The organism is Luteolibacter flavescens (genome assembly GCF_025950085.1).
Classification (GTDB): Bacteria; Verrucomicrobiota; Verrucomicrobiia; order Verrucomicrobiales; family Akkermansiaceae; genus Haloferula; species Haloferula flavescens.
The window spans coordinates 1-18,634 of the sequence record NZ_JAPDDS010000013.1; the positions used below are offsets into that span (position 1 = coordinate 1).

The 18,634-nt window shown below is 62.7% G+C and carries 13 protein-coding genes; 4 read left to right on the forward strand and 9 right to left on the reverse strand.

Annotation, left to right across the window (positions count from 1 at the left end; all coding sequences use genetic code 11):
* Nucleotides 1-156: 156 nt before the first annotated feature.
* From OKA04_RS19300 to OKA04_RS19320, 5 genes are all read right to left on the reverse strand, one after another.
* Nucleotides 157-2,721 carry a beta strand repeat-containing protein gene (locus tag OKA04_RS19300; RefSeq protein WP_264502848.1) on the reverse strand — a complete coding sequence of 855 codons (2,565 nt, stop codon included), beginning with the start codon at nt 2,719-2,721 and terminating at the stop codon, nt 157-159.
* A gap of 615 nt (nt 2,722-3,336) precedes the next feature.
* Entirely contained in the window at nt 3,337-4,734 is a 1,398-nt protein-coding gene (rimO, locus tag OKA04_RS19305) for a 30S ribosomal protein S12 methylthiotransferase RimO (protein WP_264502849.1), read from the reverse strand.
* A gap of 123 nt (nt 4,735-4,857) precedes the next feature.
* Nucleotides 4,858-5,523: a hypothetical protein gene (locus OKA04_RS19310; protein ID WP_264502850.1), complete on the reverse strand. Its 666-nt coding sequence runs from the start codon at nt 5,521-5,523 to the stop codon at nt 4,858-4,860.
* A gap of 33 nt (nt 5,524-5,556) precedes the next feature.
* Nucleotides 5,557-6,318 carry a spermidine synthase gene (locus OKA04_RS19315; RefSeq protein WP_264502851.1) on the reverse strand — a complete coding sequence of 254 codons (762 nt, stop codon included), beginning with the start codon at nt 6,316-6,318 and terminating at the stop codon, nt 5,557-5,559.
* A gap of 72 nt (nt 6,319-6,390) precedes the next feature.
* On the reverse strand, nt 6,391-7,155 hold the full coding sequence (locus OKA04_RS19320) for a 3-keto-disaccharide hydrolase (protein ID WP_264502852.1): 765 nt from the start codon (nt 7,153-7,155) through the stop codon (nt 6,391-6,393).
* 157 nt (nt 7,156-7,312) lie between these two features.
* Here OKA04_RS19320 and OKA04_RS19325 point away from each other — a divergent pair, with 157 nt between their 5' ends.
* The 3 genes from OKA04_RS19325 (at nt 7,313) to OKA04_RS19335 (ending at nt 14,053) form a co-directional block, all read left to right on the forward strand.
* Nucleotides 7,313-8,215 (forward strand): helix-turn-helix domain-containing protein, encoded by a 903-nt coding sequence (locus OKA04_RS19325; protein ID WP_264502853.1) that lies wholly within the window; start codon nt 7,313-7,315, stop codon nt 8,213-8,215.
* Between the two features lie 53 nt (nt 8,216-8,268).
* Nucleotides 8,269-9,495 (forward strand): MFS transporter, encoded by a 1,227-nt coding sequence (locus OKA04_RS19330; protein WP_264502854.1) that lies wholly within the window; start codon nt 8,269-8,271, stop codon nt 9,493-9,495.
* A gap of 187 nt (nt 9,496-9,682) precedes the next feature.
* A complete protein-coding gene (locus tag OKA04_RS19335; protein ID WP_264502855.1) occupies nt 9,683-14,053 on the forward strand; it encodes a putative Ig domain-containing protein in 4,371 nt (1,456 codons plus the stop codon).
* Here the strand turns inward: OKA04_RS19335 and OKA04_RS19340 are convergent, their stop codons facing one another.
* The 4 genes from OKA04_RS19340 to OKA04_RS19355 all read right to left on the reverse strand — a co-directional run bounded on the left by OKA04_RS19340 (nt 14,054) and on the right by OKA04_RS19355 (nt 17,729).
* Nucleotides 14,054-15,700, reverse strand: coding sequence for a 3-keto-disaccharide hydrolase (locus OKA04_RS19340; protein WP_264502856.1), 1,647 nt, complete (start codon nt 15,698-15,700; stop codon nt 14,054-14,056).
* 193 nt (nt 15,701-15,893) lie between these two features.
* The gene (locus OKA04_RS19345; protein ID WP_264502857.1) at nt 15,894-16,115 is read right to left on the reverse strand and encodes a hypothetical protein; all 222 of its coding nucleotides are present in this window, start codon (nt 16,113-16,115) and stop codon (nt 15,894-15,896) included.
* 18 nt (nt 16,116-16,133) lie between these two features.
* The gene (locus OKA04_RS19350; RefSeq protein ID WP_264502858.1) at nt 16,134-17,126 is read right to left on the reverse strand and encodes a flagellin family protein; all 993 of its coding nucleotides are present in this window, start codon (nt 17,124-17,126) and stop codon (nt 16,134-16,136) included.
* A 231-nt stretch (nt 17,127-17,357) separates the two neighbouring features.
* Nucleotides 17,358-17,729, reverse strand: coding sequence for a VOC family protein (locus OKA04_RS19355; protein WP_264502859.1), 372 nt, complete (start codon nt 17,727-17,729; stop codon nt 17,358-17,360).
* A gap of 162 nt (nt 17,730-17,891) precedes the next feature.
* Between OKA04_RS19355 and pdxH the strand changes: the two genes are divergently transcribed.
* Nucleotides 17,892-18,527 carry a pyridoxamine 5'-phosphate oxidase gene (gene pdxH, locus OKA04_RS19360; RefSeq protein ID WP_264502860.1) on the forward strand — a complete coding sequence of 212 codons (636 nt, stop codon included), beginning with the start codon at nt 17,892-17,894 and terminating at the stop codon, nt 18,525-18,527.
* Nucleotides 18,528-18,634: the final 107 nt, after the last annotated feature.

Consider the following 18,634-nt stretch of genomic DNA (forward strand, 5'->3'; position numbering starts at 1 on the left):
GGCAAGCCGGTTCGGAAAGCGGCCTGAGCACGAGAACCGCCAAGGAAAATCACACGGCGGCTCGGACCACGCTTACGCTAGAAGGCTCCCGCCGGAAACAAAAAACCCGCCGGCCTCACGGGGAGACCGGCGGGATCGCATGAATCTGAGATTAACTCAGGGGATGATGATGTGGAAGCGCAGGAAGCCTCTCGACTGGTCACCACCGAAGCTGCTGTTGATCTTGCCGATCAGGAGAGCCGGTTGATCAGTCGTCACCTCGACGTCGTTCACGGCACTCGACCATGATTGCAGATTGCGGGAGACTTGCAGGACGACGAAGGCATAGGCATTCGGGTCGCGGACACCGCTGAGCTCGATTCCACCGCCGGGAGGCACGGACGAGGTGATCGTCGGGATGCTGCCGGGGTTTTCCGGATCCGAGCCGAAGGCGAACTCTTCCGCGTTCGAGAATCCATCCTGATCCGGATCCGCATCGGGACCAGAGATCACCGGATTGGTGTTTGCCGGAGCGGTGAATTCCTCGTTTCTCCACTGCGTGTAGGTCTTGAGACCGGAGCCCAGACCGCCGGGATTGTTGATGTCATCGTCAACAACGTCCGGTATTCCGTCGCCATCGGTGTCGGTGTCATCGTCCACCATGCCGTCTCCGTCGGTGTCGAGATCGCCGTTGCCAGCGGTATCGATGTCGTTGCCACCGGCGTTGTCGCTGTTCGGGTCGATGTAGTTCGGGATGCCGTCACCATCGGTATCGATCGGCGTCGAGCCACCTGCATCACCACGGCCGCCTGGCAGGCCGTCCACGGACAGGATGATGCCGTCGCGATCCGGATCCGGACCGTCACCGATGCCATCGTTGTTGGAATCGGTAGCGCCGAGTCCGCTCTCAATGAGGTCGGAGATGGTGTCGTTGTCGCTGTCGAGATCCAGGAAGTTCGGAGCGCCATCACCGTCGGTATCCGTCACGGGAAGGACAGTGCCACCTTCATCCGGGTCCACGGAGTCCACGATGCCATCGCCATCGGCGTCCGGCGTGCTGTCACCGCTGGAGTCTTGCAGGCCGTCGCCATTCGCATCGGTGCCACCGGCTTCGATCACGTCATTGATGCCGTCGTTGTCGGAATCAAGGTCGCGGAAATTCGGGATGCCATCGCCATCCAGATCACCATTGCCTTCCACCGAGTCCGGGATGCCGTCACCGTCGGAGTCACCATCGGCAATGTCCGGAACGCCGTCACCATCGGTATCCACCTGGCCGGAGCCTTCATCACCGTTAGGAATGCCGTCGCCGTCGTTGTCGCCGGCAGCATTCGGCAGGCCGCCGAAGACACCCGGCTGGATGTCCGCCACGTTTGGAATACCGTCGCGATCCGAGTCCGCGCTGGCATCGATCCGGCCGTCGCCATTGGTGTCGAGGGCAGCGAACGGCGTGCCGACGATGTCGGGCGTGCCGTCGTTGTTGCTGTCGGTATCGTAGGCGTTCGGCGTTCCGTCGTTGTCCGAATCAGGGATTGGACCGGTTGAGCCAGGTGCATCGCCGAAACCGACGAAGCCATCGACCACATCGTCAATGCCGTCTCCATCCGAGTCGCCGGTCCGGAAGACGCCGTTCTCATCGGCAGTCGTCACGAAGCCGGACTCCACGATGTCGCTCACGCCATCATTGTCGGAATCGAGGTCGAGGTAGTTCTTCACCCCGTCGCCATCGGTATCGGCGATGACCAGTGCCACGCCCTTGGTTCCGCCCAGAACATTGTCATTGGGATCGACCGAGTCCACGATGCCATCGCCGTCTTCATCGGGATTGGCGTCGCCACTGGGATCCTGGCGTCCGTCGCCATTGGCGTCTTTGCCACCGGCTTCGATCACGTCATTGATCCCGTCGTTGTCGCTGTCGAGATCGAGGTAATCCGGGACACCGTCGCCATCGGTGTCACCACCGGGGGCTGCATTTGCGATTTCGATCGCATCGGGGATGCCGTCGCCATCGCTATCCCCATCCCGACCGGCATAGAGACCGTCACCGTCCGGATCGTAGCCTTGCGAAGCCTGGGCCTTCCCGATCGCGATGTCGCCGCTCACCGCAGTGAGAATGCCGAGTTGAGCTGCAGTGAGATTGATCTTGATCGCCGTCGTCGTGGTGGTGAAGCCATCAAACGCATTTCCAACGGTCGCCGTCTCGTTGAGCATGATGGTGACGCCGGCAAGCGCGCCGCCATTAATGACAAGGCCGGTATTCGCCGGGACATTCGTGAGGTCGATCGAGGACAGATCGACTGTTGCCCCGAGCAACTTGATCTTCAGTCCGGCCAATGAAACAGTGGAAGTGGACGTGAATGATCCTGGCCGGCCTGCGATGGTGACGGCTGTCGTGACTGCCGGGACCTCGAGGCTGATCAGCGGGTCCGTCCCGAAAAGTCCCAGAACCTCTCCCACACCCAAGTTAAGGTTGGTCACACCGGACGTTGCCTTGGTCGTCTTCGAGCCCGACGAACCGTCGATGGTCGAGGAAACATTGGTACTGAAGGTTCCGTCGGACGCGAGCAGGGAAAGAACTCCCGGCAAACCCACATCCAGGTTAAGGAGTCCGGGTGAGGTGGTGTTGTAGGCAGCGGGCGCAGAGCCCGTGGCATGGCCTACATTTCCAGAATTGGCAGTGAGCAGGCTCAGCGTTGAGAGGGAGATATTCGCACCGGTGCCGGTGCTAGTTCCTTTCGACACTGCCGCTCCGGCAGGCAATTCGGCGCCGTGGACAATTTGCCAGGCGAACAGCGTTATCAGACAAGCAGACCGGGACGATAAGGGAGCAAGCTTCCTTAGTTGGCTCATCTCTTTGGGGTTCATAACCGGGTGGGAGTTCAGGTTCAAATTACCAATTTATTTTAAAAGTCACCAGAGGGCGAATTTCAGGCGCGACTATAAATGCGTAAAAACCGACATTCCCAACTCAATGTAAGATCTGGACGAGCTAAATATTTATTACCCGATAACCAAAAAGTTCAGCCTCACAGAAGGGTTTTCGTGCCAAGCAACGTGTACAAACACCTTGGAATCGTGCATATCGCCAACACCAACCCCGTGAATAAATTTATTCACAGCCGATAACACCCCGACGGTTATTCACAAAATATCGCCATCTTATTCCCAACCCGTTCACACACAAAGCCCCTAACAACCCGCTCATTCCGATCTGTTAGGCGACATTATCCGAAGTGAAGAAACGGATGTCCGCCAAATGAAACAGGGCCCGGGACTGATCAAAGTCCTCGAGCCCTGTGAATAACTCCCCTCGTGCGCCGCGGGGGGAAAATCAGCCGTTAACCCGTTTTGCGATGCTTATCGAGCGGCCACCAGATCATAGCCACGCCAGTCACCGATGGTGACATCGGCGAAACTGCCGACCGGGATATTCTCATCGACGTGCACGGAGCCATCGATTTCCGGCGCATCCCACTCGGTGCGGCCCACGCCCTTTTCCTCGACGAGCACGCGGACCTTCTTGCCCACCTGCTCCTGGTTCACCTCGGCGGCCACCTTCTGCAGCTCTGCCATCGCGCGGCTCCAGCGACCCTTTCGGGTCATGTGGTGGAGCTGGCCGGTCATCTTGTAGGCAGGCGTGCCTTCTTCCTTCGAATATTGGAACACACCTGCCCGCTCGAAGCGGAACTCACGGATAAACTCCAGCAGCTCCTGGAAGTCCTCCTCGGTCTCGCCGGGGAAACCTACGATGAATGTAGTACGAATGCCGATGCCCGGGATGCCCGCGCGCATGCGGCGCAGCAGGTCGCGGATGTAGTCGCCGTTCGTCTTGCGCTTCATCGCCGTCAGCATGCGGTCGGAAATGTGCTGCAGCGGGATATCGACATACTTCGCCACCTTGTCGCACTCGGCGATGGTGCGGATGAGTTCGTCGGACCAGTGCGCCGGGTGGGTGTAGAGGAGGCGAATCCAGAATTCGCCTTCGATCTTGTTCACCTCGCGGAGCAGCGTCGCGAGCGATTCGCCGCGGGTGGAGTCCACCGGGGAATTCGGGTTCGGGCGCTGGCCCTCCCACTTGTCCATGCCGAAGTAGGTGGTGTCCTGGGAGATCAGGTTGATCTCCTTCACACCGGCCTTCACGAGCGCTTCCACCTCGCGGACCACGCTTTCCTGCGTGCGCGAACGGTGCATGCCGCGGATCTTCGGGATGATGCAGAAGGTGCAGGTGTGATTGCAGCCCTCGGCGATCTTCACGTAGGCGAAGTGCTCCGGCGTCAGGCGGAAGCGCGGCGTGACGTAGTCCGGCACATACTGCGGCTTCAGCGTTACATAGTCGCGCGGGTCCTCCGTGGCGGAGTTCGCCTCCTTTGGCGCGGGCGCAGGCTGCTTGCCGACGAGATTCTCGATGATCGGAGCGACCTTCGTGATCTGGTCGAGACCGATGAAGGCGTCCACTTCCGGCATGATGCCCGGCAGGTCCTTCGCGAAGCGCTGCGAAAGGCAGCCCGCCACGATGATCTTCTGCCGCTCGCGGTCCGGGTCATCCTTGCGGGCATTCACCGCTCCGAAGATCGCATCGATCGACTCCTGCTTCGCCATGTCGATGAAGGAGCAGGTATTCACGATCAGCACGTCAGCCAGATCCGCCTCGGACGTGAGCGACATGCCGGCTTCCGCGAGGTGACCCATCATGACTTCGGAGTCGATGAGGTTCTTCGCGCAGCCAAGTGAGATGAGACCAACAGTGGTGGACATGGACGGGAATCTGAAATGTGGGATCTGGAATTGGAAATCGGGACGAGGTGGCAAAAGCGGGACCTGGAAAGCCAGCCCGCTCCTCCACCTCATGGGACCGGCTCTCCGCCGGCGTGCCTTTTCTTAAAACGGCGGCTCGAGGATGAGCTCGTCTCCGGGCTGCGGACGCGTCTCGGTGAAGGGCGTGATCGGGTTCGCTATCGCACCCTCGATGTTCACTTCGTCCACGCGCAGGCGACCGAGGATGCCGGTATTGCGGCGCAGGCAGAGGACGGAGCCGGGCTGGACATTCTCCGGCATCACGATGTCGATGGTGGCAAAGCTGCCGACCTCGGCATTCTCGACCCACTCGGTCACCCGGGCGATCACGAGCGCCTGGCTGATGAGGCGGGCACGGCGGACTTCTTTGTCGCGGCTCTCGATTACCCTGCCGCCAATATGGACCGCTTCGCTTTCCGCGGTTCTTGCGTCGCGCTCAGCCTTTTCCTTCTCGGCCTGAAGCTGGGCGATCTGCTCTTTCATCGCCTCCATCTCGGCAGGTGGCGGCGACTGCGTGACGGGTTCTGCCACGGGCGGGGCCTGTGCTGCCGCCTGTTGGAAGGCCAGCCGCTGCTTCTCAAGCTCCAGACGGTCCTGCTGCAGGCGCAGCTCGGCGATCTTGCGATTCAGCTCGGCCGTCTCCAGGGATTCCGCCGACTGGGAGCCGTCCTTCTGGTTGTAAAGTGAAACACCCAACGCACCGAGCAACAAAGCCACGGTGGCACCGAGCAGGATCTTCAGAGTGTCCATGTCCGCGGAGGTTGCTCACCCCCCGTGGGATTGTCAACGCGCCGCCACGGGGGTTAGACGGCGGACTTTCAGCCGCTTCCAGTAGCGGCGGTCGATCCCATCCGGGAAACTACCCACCCACGGGGTGAGCGCCGAGGCAGGCAAGACATCCGCCCCCCCGGCGAGGGTCTCATTCATGCTATCCGGCGTGGTCACGGACTTCACGACGGGGAACGCCTCACGGAAGGCAGCCCGGGTGCGGATCTGCATCGCGCGGTGACCGGGGCCGTTCACCAGATTCGCCAACAGGAGGCCGCCGGGTGCCACCAGCCGCTTCAGCGCGGAGATCTGCCGGTTGTCGGACTTCCCGGGCCGGAAAACATCGCTCTTTCCCGCGAGATAGACGTCGTCGATGACCACGTCGAATTTCTCCCGGCACGCGGCGATCCATTGGTAGGCGTCGCCGAAGTGGATCTCGATGCCCAGGTCATCCAGCTTCATGTTCAGCTCGGCCAGCGCGACGATCTCCGAGTCAATGTCCACGGCGACCAGTCGGCACTCCGGCAGGAGGTGCCGCAGGATGCGCATCGCAGTGCCGCCCGCGAGGCCCAGCATCAGGATCGAGCGCGGCGGACCGGCCGGCCGCAGCAGTGCCGCCGATGCGATATTGTCCCAAGCCAGGCCCGTGAGGAAGCGCCGCTCGTGCCACCACGCGTGGATTGCCCCGGCCACCCGAAACTCACACTGCCGCTCGGATTTCCAGATCTGGACCTGCTGGTAGGCGGTATCGACGACAGCGTGGCAGCGGAGACTCATCTCGGGAAATTCGGCACGGGGAGGGATGGGATGGAAAGGAAAACCCGGGAGCTATTGGAAGCCACACGCAGGTCACTCGGCGAAGTCCGTGTCCGGCTTCTCCAGGTCCAGCTCCTTGATCCAGATATTGCGGAAGCGCACGTCGTGGCCCTCGGCCTGGAGCTTCAGGCCCTGCGGGGTGTCGGTGATGCCCTTGCCGCCGTCATTGCCACCGTCCACGCCGGAATTCGCACCGCCCCACACCTGGTTGATGGTCTGGTTTTCGTGCACCTTCTTGCCGTTGAAAAACATCGTCACCTTCGCCTTCTCCGTGAGCTTGCCATCGGTGAAGCGGGCCGCGCGGAAGACGATGTCGTAGGCATTCCACTTCCCCACCCCGAGGTAGTGCTCGTAAGGGGACCCGGTCTCATTGATCACGGCGGCCATGCCGTGCTTCGTCTTGTCGCCGTCGAGGATCTGGATCTCGTAGCGGTTCTGGAGATAGACGCCGCTGTTCCCGCCCTTCTTGGCGATGTTGAATTCGATGTGCAGGCGGAAGTCCTTGTAGGCCTTCTTCGTCACGATGTCCGCGGTGCCATACTTGCCGCCGGCCGCGACCGGATCGTCGCTCATCACCACCGTGCCCTTGTCCACCGGGTCCTCGACGATCTTCCACTTGATCGGCAGCGAGGACGCAAAGCGCGGGCCCTGCCAATAGGTCCACTTTTCATCGAGCATCTCGCGGGAGCCATCGAAGACGACCTCGGCCCCCTCGATGGGCTTGGCCCCGACGCCGACCTCGGCATGGAGCGTGGCGGCGGAAAGGATCGAAAAAACGGCAAGGGCAAATGGTTTCACAAGCCCGTTACTCTTATGGCAGGAAGACACATTCCAAGCACGAAGAGAGACAGAAGACTTGAAGACCCAAGACGCAAGACTGGAAAATGCCGCGGCACTGGACGCGACTGGCTCAAGTCTTGTATCTTGGGTCTTCAAGTCTTCTGTCTCCCCATCAATGAAACGCGAAGCCATCCCCGCCGTCGGTCTTGGCGACTACCGGCAGTCCCTGCTGCGGGGAGAGGGCTTCGTGGCGGTGCCCTATCAGGAATCGCGGGCGTGGAATCCCACGCTGCTCACCCCGCACTACCACGATTTCTTCCAGATCTCGCTCATCCGCGGCCCGGCGAAGCTGATGCACGACTTCCGTGAAATGCAGGTCCGCGGGGACACGCTCTTTTTCCTCAGCCCGGGACAGGTCCATGCCGTGGCATCGGGAAAGGAAACCGACGGCACCATCCTGTCCTTCACCCGTGAATTCTTCGATGCCGGGGCGGCGGGTTCCACGCAGTTGCTGCTGGAGCTACCCTTCTTCTACACGCCGGATTTCCCGCCGTGGCTGGGCGTGCCTACCGGAGCGGGCGAGGAGATCGCGGCGATCTTTTCCGAGCTGCAGGAGGAATTCAACCAGGCCCGCCCGGGTGCCGGGGAAATCGTCCGGGCGCTCCTCCGCATCCTGCTGGTCAAGGCCAGCCGCTGGCGTGACCACGAGCGGCCCGCCACGAATCTCCAGCGCGGCGTGAGCCTCGTGCGCGATTTCCAGTTGCTGGTGGAGAGGAACTTCAGGGAATGGCAGGCACTCACGCCCTACGCCCGCGAACTCGGCGTGACGGCGAATCACCTGAACGACATGGTCAGCGAGGCGACCGGACGAGCCGCGGGCGAGCACGTCCGCCAGCGCCGCCTGCTGGATGCGAAGCGCCTCCTCCTCTATTCGGAGCTCGGTGTCGCGGAAATCGGCTACCGGCTCGGCTTCAAGGATCCCTCCTACTTCGGGCGCTTCTTCCGCCGCTACGAGGGACGCACCCCGGCGGAGTTCCGCGACGAAATCCGAGAAAAATACCAGAAAGAGGCGCGCTAGTTCCGGCCTCGGAAATTGCCCCTGCCGCGGGCGGGGCCGACTGTTCCCGGCCCATGAACGAAACCACCGCCAAGGACGAGCCCGCGGTCATCCCCGCGACCAGCCAACCCACGGATACGGTCCTGGCGCTCATCTTCGCCATCAGCGCCTCCCACCTGCTGAATGACACCATCCAGGCCCTGCTGCCCTCGATCTACCCGATCCTGAAGGAGTCGTATCAGCTCAGCTTCGCCCAGCTCGGTCTGATCACCTTCACCTTCCAGCTCACCGCCTCCTTGCTCCAGCCGCTCGTGGGTCTGGTGACGGACCGCAAGCCCATGCCCTACGCGCTGCCGGTGGGCATGACCTTCACGCTGATCGGCCTCGTCTGTCTCGCTCACTCGACCACCTTTCCGACGATCCTGATGTCGGCCGCGATGATCGGCACCGGCTCGGCGGTCTTCCACCCCGAAGCATCGCGCATCGCCTTCATGGCCGCAGGCAAGCGCCGTGGCCTGGCGCAATCGATCTTCCAGGTCGGCGGGAATGCGGGCAGCGCCATCGGCCCCTTGCTCGCGGCGCTGGTCATCGTGCCACACGGCCAACGCTCCATCCTCGCCTTTTCCGCGATCGCGCTGCTGGGCGTGGTGATCCTCACCTTCATCGGCCGCTGGCAGAGCCGGAATTTCCACCGCATCAAGCGGAAGGCCAAGTCAGGCACGGCCCAGTCCGCCTTTCCCCGCAAGACGGTGGTCCTCGCCCTCACGGTGCTGGTGGCCCTCACCTTTTCGAAGTACGTCTATCTATCCTCGCTGACCAGCTACTACACCTTCTACCTAATCGACCGCTTCCACATCTCGGTGCAGAGCTCGCAATACTATCTCTTCCTGCTGCTGGCGGCGGTGGCGGTGGGCACCATCGCCGGCGGTCCGATCGGTGACCGCATCGGGCGCAAGCGCGTGATCTGGGCCTCCATCCTCGGTGTCGCGCCCTTCTCCCTGATGCTGCCGCACGTGGGTCTGGGCATGACCGCCGCGCTGAGCGTGGTCATCGGCCTGGTGCTGGCCTCCGCCTTCTCCGCCATTCTCGTCTATGCGCAGGAACTGCTGCCCGGGAAGGTCGGCATGATCGCCGGACTCTTCTTCGGACTCGCATTCGGCATCGCAGGCATCGGCTCCGCGGTGCTCGGCAAGGTAGCCGACCACCAGGGCATCAACTTCGTCTTCCAGATCTGCGCCTACCTCCCGCTCATCGGCATCCTCACCGTCTTCCTGCCGGACGTGGAGGCCGACAAGGAATGAGGCACCATTGAAAAATCGTCGCCCGGGATAACATATTCCGGCATGGTCATGTGATACACCGCAAGGATGTGAATTCCTTCCCTCCCTGCGGTGTTTCCATTGATGAGGGAAGGTCGGATTTCCGTTAGGAAATGATCCTCGACCGCGGTGTGTCGATCTTGTCATGTCTTTGGAGCCTCCCAAACCCATGACTCGTCTCCTCCTCGGAATCCTCTCCAAGCTGTTCTTGATCTCGCTCTGCCTCGCCGGGGTTGCCTCCGGGCAGACGCCGTGGATCAAGTCGGTGAGGCACCAGCAGACCGCCTATTTCCTCTTCGACGGGAAAATCGAGCGATATGATATCCAGAACAACTCCTGGCTGAGCGGCGTCGCCCTGCCAGCCACGGGCGCGAAGTCGATCGTGGTCTCCGATCGTGGCGTGTATGTCGCCATCGGCTCCGATATCCACCGCTTCGACCTGAATCTCGGCAACCGCTCGATCCTCACCACCACCGCACTGCCGCTCGCGGAGCTCCTGATGGACGGCGACATGCTCATGGCAGTGCAGACCGGCAGCGGAATCACCGTGAATTTCCGCCCGCTGGGAGGAGGGAGCCCGATTCAATCGAATCTCGAGTCCACCACCTGGAACCTGCCAGCCGGATCCTCCGTCGCGACCGTGGCGAACAAGATCTTCGGCCGAAGCACCCGCGGCCCTGCGGATATCATCCAGGTCACCTACAAGACCGCCGGGGGGCTCCTCACCGTTCTCGATAGCCCGTATGCGGGTGGCGCCTTGCCCTCCGCAAGCAAGACCTACGTGATGCCCGGAGAGACGCTGGTGGTGGACAATGCCGGCATCGTTTATGCCGCTTCCGACCTTAGCTATGCCGGGTCATTCGGCGGGGGCTTCACCGACATCGCCTTCCAGGAGGACAGCCGGCTCCCCGTGGTGCTGCGCGGGAATCGGCTCGGACTCTTCGACTCCAGCAACCGCGAGACCACCTCGGCGATCCTGTCGGCGGAAGCCGCCAGCGTCCATCTGACTCCGGATGCGGCCATCGCCTTCATCCCGGAAAACACGGCTCGCGGGGTGCGGGCGGAGCGGGTTGCATTCTCGGACTTCCAGCCACCCGCCTCTGCTGCCGCGTCAAATCCCGCGGGCCTGACCTACACGGCGGACCAGATCCTGATGGATCGGGACGGGATCGTGCTCGTTTATTCGGCCGCCAATAGGACGGTCTTCCGCTGGTCTCCGGACGAAGGCCGGTATCTTGACGGGATCGGCCTTTCAGATACCCCCTCGACGATCGCCTACAGTGCCGAGGAGCACTCACTCTACCTCGGCTACTCCACGGGTGCCATCACCCGGATTGCAGCGGCACCCGGCTCTGTAGCGCAGCCCTTCGCCAATCTGCCCACCGCGGTCCGCGGATTGGTCGCGACGGACCGCCATCTGCTCGCGGTGCACTACATGAGCTCCGAGCGCTTTCATCGCGTCTTCAACCGCGCGGGATCGCAGTTGGATGCGAAGGCCCGCTCCACCGTCTCCAGCGTCTATGAATACAGCCCGGGCAGCCGCAAGGTCTTCTGGTTCCACGACAGCACCACCGGTGGCATCCTTCACAGCTCCGTGATTACGGAGAGCGGCGTCCTAGGACCGGACGTGGAGACGCCCTACCTGAAGCCGAACATCAGCGACACGCCACCCATCCGCCCGAATGCCGTGGGCACGAGGGTGGCCATCGCCCGCGGCATCATCTTCGGTGGCAATCCGCTGGACGTGGCATACGAGATGGAGCGCACCTCCACGGACCTTGGCTGGGTCGGCGAAACCCTGTACGGCATCGAGCCGCACGGGACGGGCAACACCTCCTTCCACCGCTGGACGGCGGACTGGAATGTCGAGCGGTCCCGCGTTTTCTCAGGCACGCCGCTGCGAGTGCTGCCCGGTGAGGACCGATCGGTCGTCATCACCCAGCATGAGGGCAAGCCGCGGTTCTACACGGTATCCCCGGACTTCGCCGTGCTCTCCGATTCGCTCGGAGGACGTATGCCGCTCATCGCCGCCCAACCGGAAAGTACCCGCGCGCACTATGGCGACCCGGTCATGCTCAGCGTGCAGCCCGTGGGTTCCGGCCCCTTCACGTACCGCTGGACGAAGGACGACGTCGAGGTCCCCGGGGCGACTGCCGCGGATCTCTTCGTGGAAAACTGCGGGTCCGCTGACGCCGGGATCTATCAGGTGAGGGTGAGCAATGAAGTCGGCAGCGTGATCTCTGCCACCGCCCGTCTGGCTGTCGGCCCCATCCGCAATTCCCCCTTCACTGCTGGCAACCTGCTCGTAAGTTCCCGCGACCGCCTTTACGAAGCCCGGACAAGCGGTCAGGTCGTCCGCTCGATCCAGGTGCCGAATCCCTTTGCCAGGGACTTCGCCCACCGGGTGGAGGACGCTGTTGTGGACCAGCTCGGCCGCGTCCATGTGATGTTCAAGGCCTTCTCCGGTGGATCGGAGCCGACGATGATCGGCACCTACGATCCGGAGTTTGAATTCTGGAATTACACGCGGCTTTGGGAATCCTTCGCCCCGAATGCGAACGAGACGGATCTCTCGCTGGCGGGCGACACGCTGATCACGAACCGGATGGTCACCGTGAACACCCGCAACCGGCACGTCAGGAGGCTGCCGCCGATCTACAACAGCTTCAGCCGGCCAAACCTCAACGGCGGTCTGGACGGATACGTCTATGGTGTGGAGTTGGGTCGCGTCATCGTCCGCTACCACCCGGAGACATGGGCTCGCCTGCAGACCACCACGGGCGCTCAAGGCAGCTTCTTAACTGGGGCAACTGCCGCAGCGGATGGCATGGTGTATGGCGTCACCACAAATCGCCGGATCGGCATCTTCCCCCCGGGCTCAAGCGATTCCGGCACCTACATGAGCCTGACGCCGCTGCAGGACTACACCTACTTCGATTTCAATCTCTCGACGTCTGGACTGATCGCCATGGGCACCGGAAATCCGGGGCTCGTCGTGCTCGCCAATCCGTCGCTCCGGACAGCCAGCACCGTCACCGTGGCCGGAGTGACAGGCGGCGTTTACGCCGGGTGGGTGGAGGCACCGGTCATCCCCGCGCCGGCATTTGCGGGCACTCCCCCGGCGACGACACTGGAAGATGCCCTCTTTGTCTTCGACCCGATGGTCATCCATCCCGACCCCGATGCGAACCTTACCCTCTCGCTTGAGGCTGCACCGCCGTGGTTGCGTCTGGACGAGACTGGAAAGCTGACCGGCACGCCGCTGGTCGATCACATCGGCACCTCGGCCGTGCGACTGACGGCGACGGACTCCTTCGGGATTTCCACGACGATTTCCTTCGATCTCGAAGTGCTGGAGGTGAATGACCAGCCACTCGCCATCGATCATGAGACGACGGAGGAAGAGGACGCGCCTCCATTCGACATTCCTCTGGGGCCGCTCTTTTCCGACGAGGAAACTCCCGACGAGAGGCTGGTCTTCCAGATCGTCTCCAATAGCAATCCCGCTCTCGTCACGCCGACGCTTGGCACGGGAAGCATTCGGATCACTCCAGTGAAGGATGCCTACGGTTCCACGACGGTGCTCGTGCGCGCTACCGACGAAGGCGGGTTGACGGTGGAGTCAGAGATACACATCACGCTCACAGCCGTGAATGACCCGCCGGTTTTCACAAGCGCTGTGCCGGACCTCATCGCGGAGCCTGCGGGGACGCCGCAGCAGCTCGCGCTCGCACCTTTCGTCTTCGATGCCGATCCCGAGGACTCGCTCGTCTGGTCGCTGGGCGAAGTCACCCGCAGCGACCTGTTTTCGAGCCTCGCCATCGACCCCACGACCGGGGTGCTCGATATCGCCTATGCACCTTATGTGAGCGGCCATTCCGACGTGACCGTGATCGCCACGGACGGCAGCGATACGTCCGCGTCATTCACCTTCCGCATCACCCTGCCAGACCTGCCTCTGCCCGGGCTCTCGGTGGCCACGACCATCGCGGTCAATCGCCAGACCGGCCTGCTGGAGCAGCAGGTGACCGTGACGAGCAATGCCGCGCGCGACATCGCGGGCTTCGACCTCTCCATCACGGGGCTGCCTGCGGGAGTGACCGTCCAGAATGCGACGAACGCGGTCGCCGGTGCGTGGGTGCTCCGTCACCGGACGGTCATGGCTCCGGGGGCATCGGTCACCTTCACCATCGAGTACAAGGTGCCCACGCGAGGAACCGCCATCTCCCCTCAGATCTCCGTGACGCTGGTTACCGCGCCTCAGCCACCGACCATCGCGGCACAGCCGGGACTGGCCGTGAGCCGTTGCGAATTCCTCGCCGACGGCGGCATGCTCATCGAGTTCCACTCCGTGCCCGGGCAAAGCTACGAGGTCCAATACACGAACGACGGCCAGACATGGCTCACCTCGCCGGTGGCCATCGAGGCCACCAGCAATCGTGTCCAATGGATCGACCGCGGGCCACCCCGGACCGCCTCGCCTCCGAAGACTCAATCCATGCGACTCTACCGCGTGCGGACGGTGGACCCGGAGCCTTGATCAAGGGGCGGGCTTCACGTTCTCGAGGAGGAACAGCGCGTCCTGGTAGTCGCCATTCGCCGCCTCCTCGAAGCCGACGATGAAGGCGTCTTTCAACTCGCGACCGGCGAAAAGACGCGCCGGATAGACCCGGGCCGTGCGGGCGATCTTCGCCTCGCTCGGCAGCCCGGGATCGGTGAAGGAGACGAACTGGTGGGCATTCAGGTAGAAGGCGAAGCCTTCCTCCGGGGTGTCGATCTCGACCGAAGACGCCTCGCCCTCCAGCGGTGGCAGCAGCGATTGATGGGAGTCCGCGACCTCGGCCGAGGTCGCGAGCTTGCCGGACTCGACGAGCGTGGTGGTGCCCTTTGCCACGATCCCGAAGGGCGTCGCGCCCGGAGGAGAAAAGCGTGCGAGCGGCGTGATGCGGACCTTCCCCTCACCTGCCTTCACGAAGTAGCGCACGTCCTTGCTGTCGCCGATCACGTCGACCTTCGTGTCGAGTTCCAGCTTCGTGCCTCCGGCATTCAGCGGGATGCCGAGCGCGTTCACGATGTCCTGGAGCGGCGGCTCGTTCTTCCCCTCGAATGCCGCAAGGCCGATGCCCTGCAGCAGCACGAAGGTCCCCTGCTCCGGCGAACCGACGCGCAGCCCGGCGGAATACCGCGCGGCCCCGCGCACCGGCTTGAAGTGAACCGTCACCTCCATCGACTCACCGGCACCGATGGTCGCCGCGGGTGCCGTGGCGCTGAAGGCGGCGGCATCCACGCCCTCGATGGACAGCGCGGCAGGCACCGGGCGATTGAGCGGATTCTTTACCGTGATCGTGGCGCTGCGGGCAGGCTTGTCCTTCACCGCGCTGAGGGCGAGGTGCGGCTTGCTGGAGCGCAGCGGCTCATCGAGCTCGCGGATCTGGACATTGCGATACTGGAGCTCCGCCCCCTCGAGCTGCAGGCAGATCTTCCCGGAGGAAAGCGGCGCACCGTCCGGCATGCGGAAGTCACCGAGACGCGCTCGGACATGGCCATTCAGCCGATGCTCGGCGGACTCGTTTGCATGGACGATCACCTCGACTTGGTTCCAGCCGCGGAGGTGATCATACTCCGGGAAGCGCCCGAGGTAGAGGAAGCCCTGGCGGCTGACGATCGGGACGCCGCCATTCTCCGGCAGCAGGCCGGCATCGCCTTGTCCTTCCGGGGCGCTGTCAGGCTGCGGGTGCTTCCACGAGGTGGCGTGGCGCTGGAGCAGCACGATGTCCGCGGTATCGCCCTCCTGGATCTGGTACTCCAGCGAATCCGGCCAGATTTTCTCCGCGGAGTGGACGTGATACAGCAGCCCGGCATCGCGGATGGCGTCCTTCCGCGGGGCGAATTTCTTGTCGAGCCAGCGATACTCCAGCGTGAGGTGGAAGCGGGAAAACGTATCCTCATGGGTGATCACGCCGAAGGGCACGGTCTCCGACGGATCGGTGTCCGGATACATGTGGATGGCCCCGTCGCGGACCTGCACCATCTTCTCCGGATCTTCGCCGGGCTTGTGCTTGTCCAGCGTGACCGTCCAGCCGGAGAGATCCTTGCCATTGAAGAGGGACTTCCAGTCACCTTCGGCATTGGCAGTGCAGGCTAGGATGAAGAATGCGGCGCAGGGGAAGAAGAAGCGGGTTTCCATGGGAGTAGGCAAAGCAGCAGCTCCTACGGAAGATCAAGACCATAGTTGTCAGACAGATTGTCATGATCGGCGCACGGGAACGCCTGACGATACAAAGCAACCGCGACCCTTCGATTGCGGGCAATGACCTTCCGCCCCCCAGGATGGCAGAGCAACAATGTGCCACGGGGGACGGAAGGTTCCCTATGCTTTCCTAGAAAAGGGAAAATTCCCGCTCAACGGCAGCGGTCAGCTCCGTCGCCGATGCCGAAGGGCCAGCCCACGCCGCAGCCCGGCCGAGGACGACCCTGACGTCATCCGTGGTGACATCGGGATGATTCCCGACGTACTGCTCGATGAAGGCGCCGCGCTGCGCCTCGTCGGAGAGATTCACCGGATCGTCCGCCACAGGATTTTGCTCGGTCAGGCTTTTCATGACGAAGGGATGAATCCATCAAGGTTCGCTGCCCTCGATTTCCTCGATGCGGTAGAAGTGCTTCTCCTCCCCCGGCACCAGAGGGATCACGACGTCACCTGCTCCGCCCGTATCCGTGGTCACCGTGCCGTGATCGATGGGGAAAGATTGGAGGTCGGTGGAGCCCCGGACGTTGTAGGTCGTCGATGCCTCTCCATTGAAGGAGATGTGATAGCTCCCATCGACGCTCCCGGCTGCCGTGATGACCGGCGGCGTTCCGTTGCCGGTGCCGGTTCCCGGTGCGGTCGCGATCACAAGATTGTCCACCAGATGTCCGGCGGCATCGGCGGCCAGCTCCATGCGCAGCGCACCGAGGTTGCCATCCCACTGGAAGGTGTCATTCACGACCTCCTGGCCATCGACCGATGCGATCACGTTGACATTCGTGCCGTCCGCGAAGGAGTCGAAGAGGTACTTGATCAAGACCTTCCGGGTGTTCGCACCTTCCGAAGTGGTGAAGGTGTTTCCTGAGAAGCCGAGGTTCGCCCGGTTGTCGAAGCGCTCATTCTGGCCGTTCATCCTGAGCAGCAGCGCGTGGTCATTTGCTGCATCGATGACGAATGCATCGTTGTCGGCCGTTCCCACGGCGAATCCGACCCAGCTCGGGGAGGTATTGTCGGCAAACGACCAGTCGAAAGACACCGTGAATCCGCCCGCCGCCAGAATGTCCGCACCCGTCGTACTGCCAGCCCAGTCGTAGCGCGGGCTCCCGCCGAAACGAACGCCACCGGTTGCGAACTGGTTGGCGCGAAGATCAAGGGCTCCTCCCGTGATTGCCTGCTGGACGGTGAAGGCTTGGAGCGAGGTCTCTGCCGAGGCAGTCCCCCCAAGGCGACCCGACGTTGGAGCACCGTCGAAATTCTCGGTGTCGTCCACATTGAAGTTATCGGAGAAAAGCTCGATCCCTCGGGCTTCGAAACACCCGGCCAGAAGCGCCGCGGACAAGACTGCCTTCGTGTGCAATGACTTCATATTTTTGGGGTAACATTTGTCACCGGTTCCCCATCGAGGGGACGTGACGATGAACCCGTCCATTATTCATCGGGATCGCCGGAGAGGAATGTCCGCGACGCTCGGATTGATGCCTGTTTTCCAACGCCCCACAGGAACAGGTAACTCCCTTGGAATGGCATTCATTCCAAGGGAGATGATCATCGGAGGCTCCGACTCTCGGGGCTATCCATCCAGGGGATGGCTTCAGGTTCAGACCATGCTGTGCAGCCCGACGACATTGCCCTCGGGATCGCGGAAGATGCCGATGAAGCCGTGCGGCGCGATGTCCATGCGGCCGCGGATGACCGTGCCGCCGGCCTCCGGGATGCGGGCGAGCACGCCATCCAGATCCCCCTCGACATTCAGATACACGAGGGTGCCGCCGGCACCGGGCTGGTGGCCCTCCATCTGCGTCAGCGCGCCGCAGACGCCCTTGTCATGATCGCCGGGGAAGATCGCCATGCGGCAGCTCTCCATCGTGCCCGGCTGCAGCTTCGCATTGAGGATGGTATTGTAGAAATCGGTGGCGTTGGCGAGGTCATTGGTGAAGATCTCGAACCAGTTCAGGGCATTCGTTTTCATGGTGTTTGGTAGCGTTGTTGGTCTTGGAATTCCGCCCGCATCGGGGCGACACACGCACTTCACCACCGCCCGCTGACAACCCTATGTCAGGAGCGTTTTCAAAACTCCGCGGGAGCCCAGCCGGGCCTTGCCCGCCGGCCTCCGCAGCCTTACATCCCCGGCATGGATCTCTCCGACTTCCGCAAGGAATACACCGACCGCGGGCTGAGCCGCGAAGACCTGGCCGCCGATCCCATGGCGCAGTTCGAGCAGTGGTTCCAGCAGGCGGTGGAGCTGAAGCTGCACGAACCAAACGCAATGAGCCTCGCCACGGTGGACGCGACCGGCCGCCCCCTGTTGCGCACGGTGCTGCTGAAGTATTTCGACACAAACGGCTTCGTTTTCTTCACGAACTACCAGAGCCGGAAGGCAAAGCACATCGCGGAGAATCCCAACGTCTCGCTCCTCTTCCCCTGGGTCATCCTCGAGCGCCAGGTCATCGTCCAGGGCCGCGCCGAAAAGATCTCCGCCACGGAGTCGCTCAAGTATTTCACCTCCCGCCCGCGCGAATCCCAGCTCGGCGCATGGGTGTCCGACCAGAGCTCGGTCATCTCGTCCCGCAAGCTGCTGATGCAGAAGCTCGCGGAAATCAAAGACAAGTTCGCCAATGGCGAGGTCCCCCTCCCTTCCTTCTGGGGCGGCTACCGCGTCGTGCCGGAAACCATCGAATTCTGGCAAGGCGGCTCGGCCCGCCTCCACGACCGCTTCTTGTACGAGCGGAAGGAAGGCGGCTGGGAGATCGAGCGGCTCTCACCGTGATCTTCATCGCCTCCGGTGGATCTTGCCGTCCGGTCGCCTGACTGCTAACTGCAGACGAAGTGAAACCTGCCCTCGTCGCGATTTTGGCCGTCGTGCTGGGATCGGCA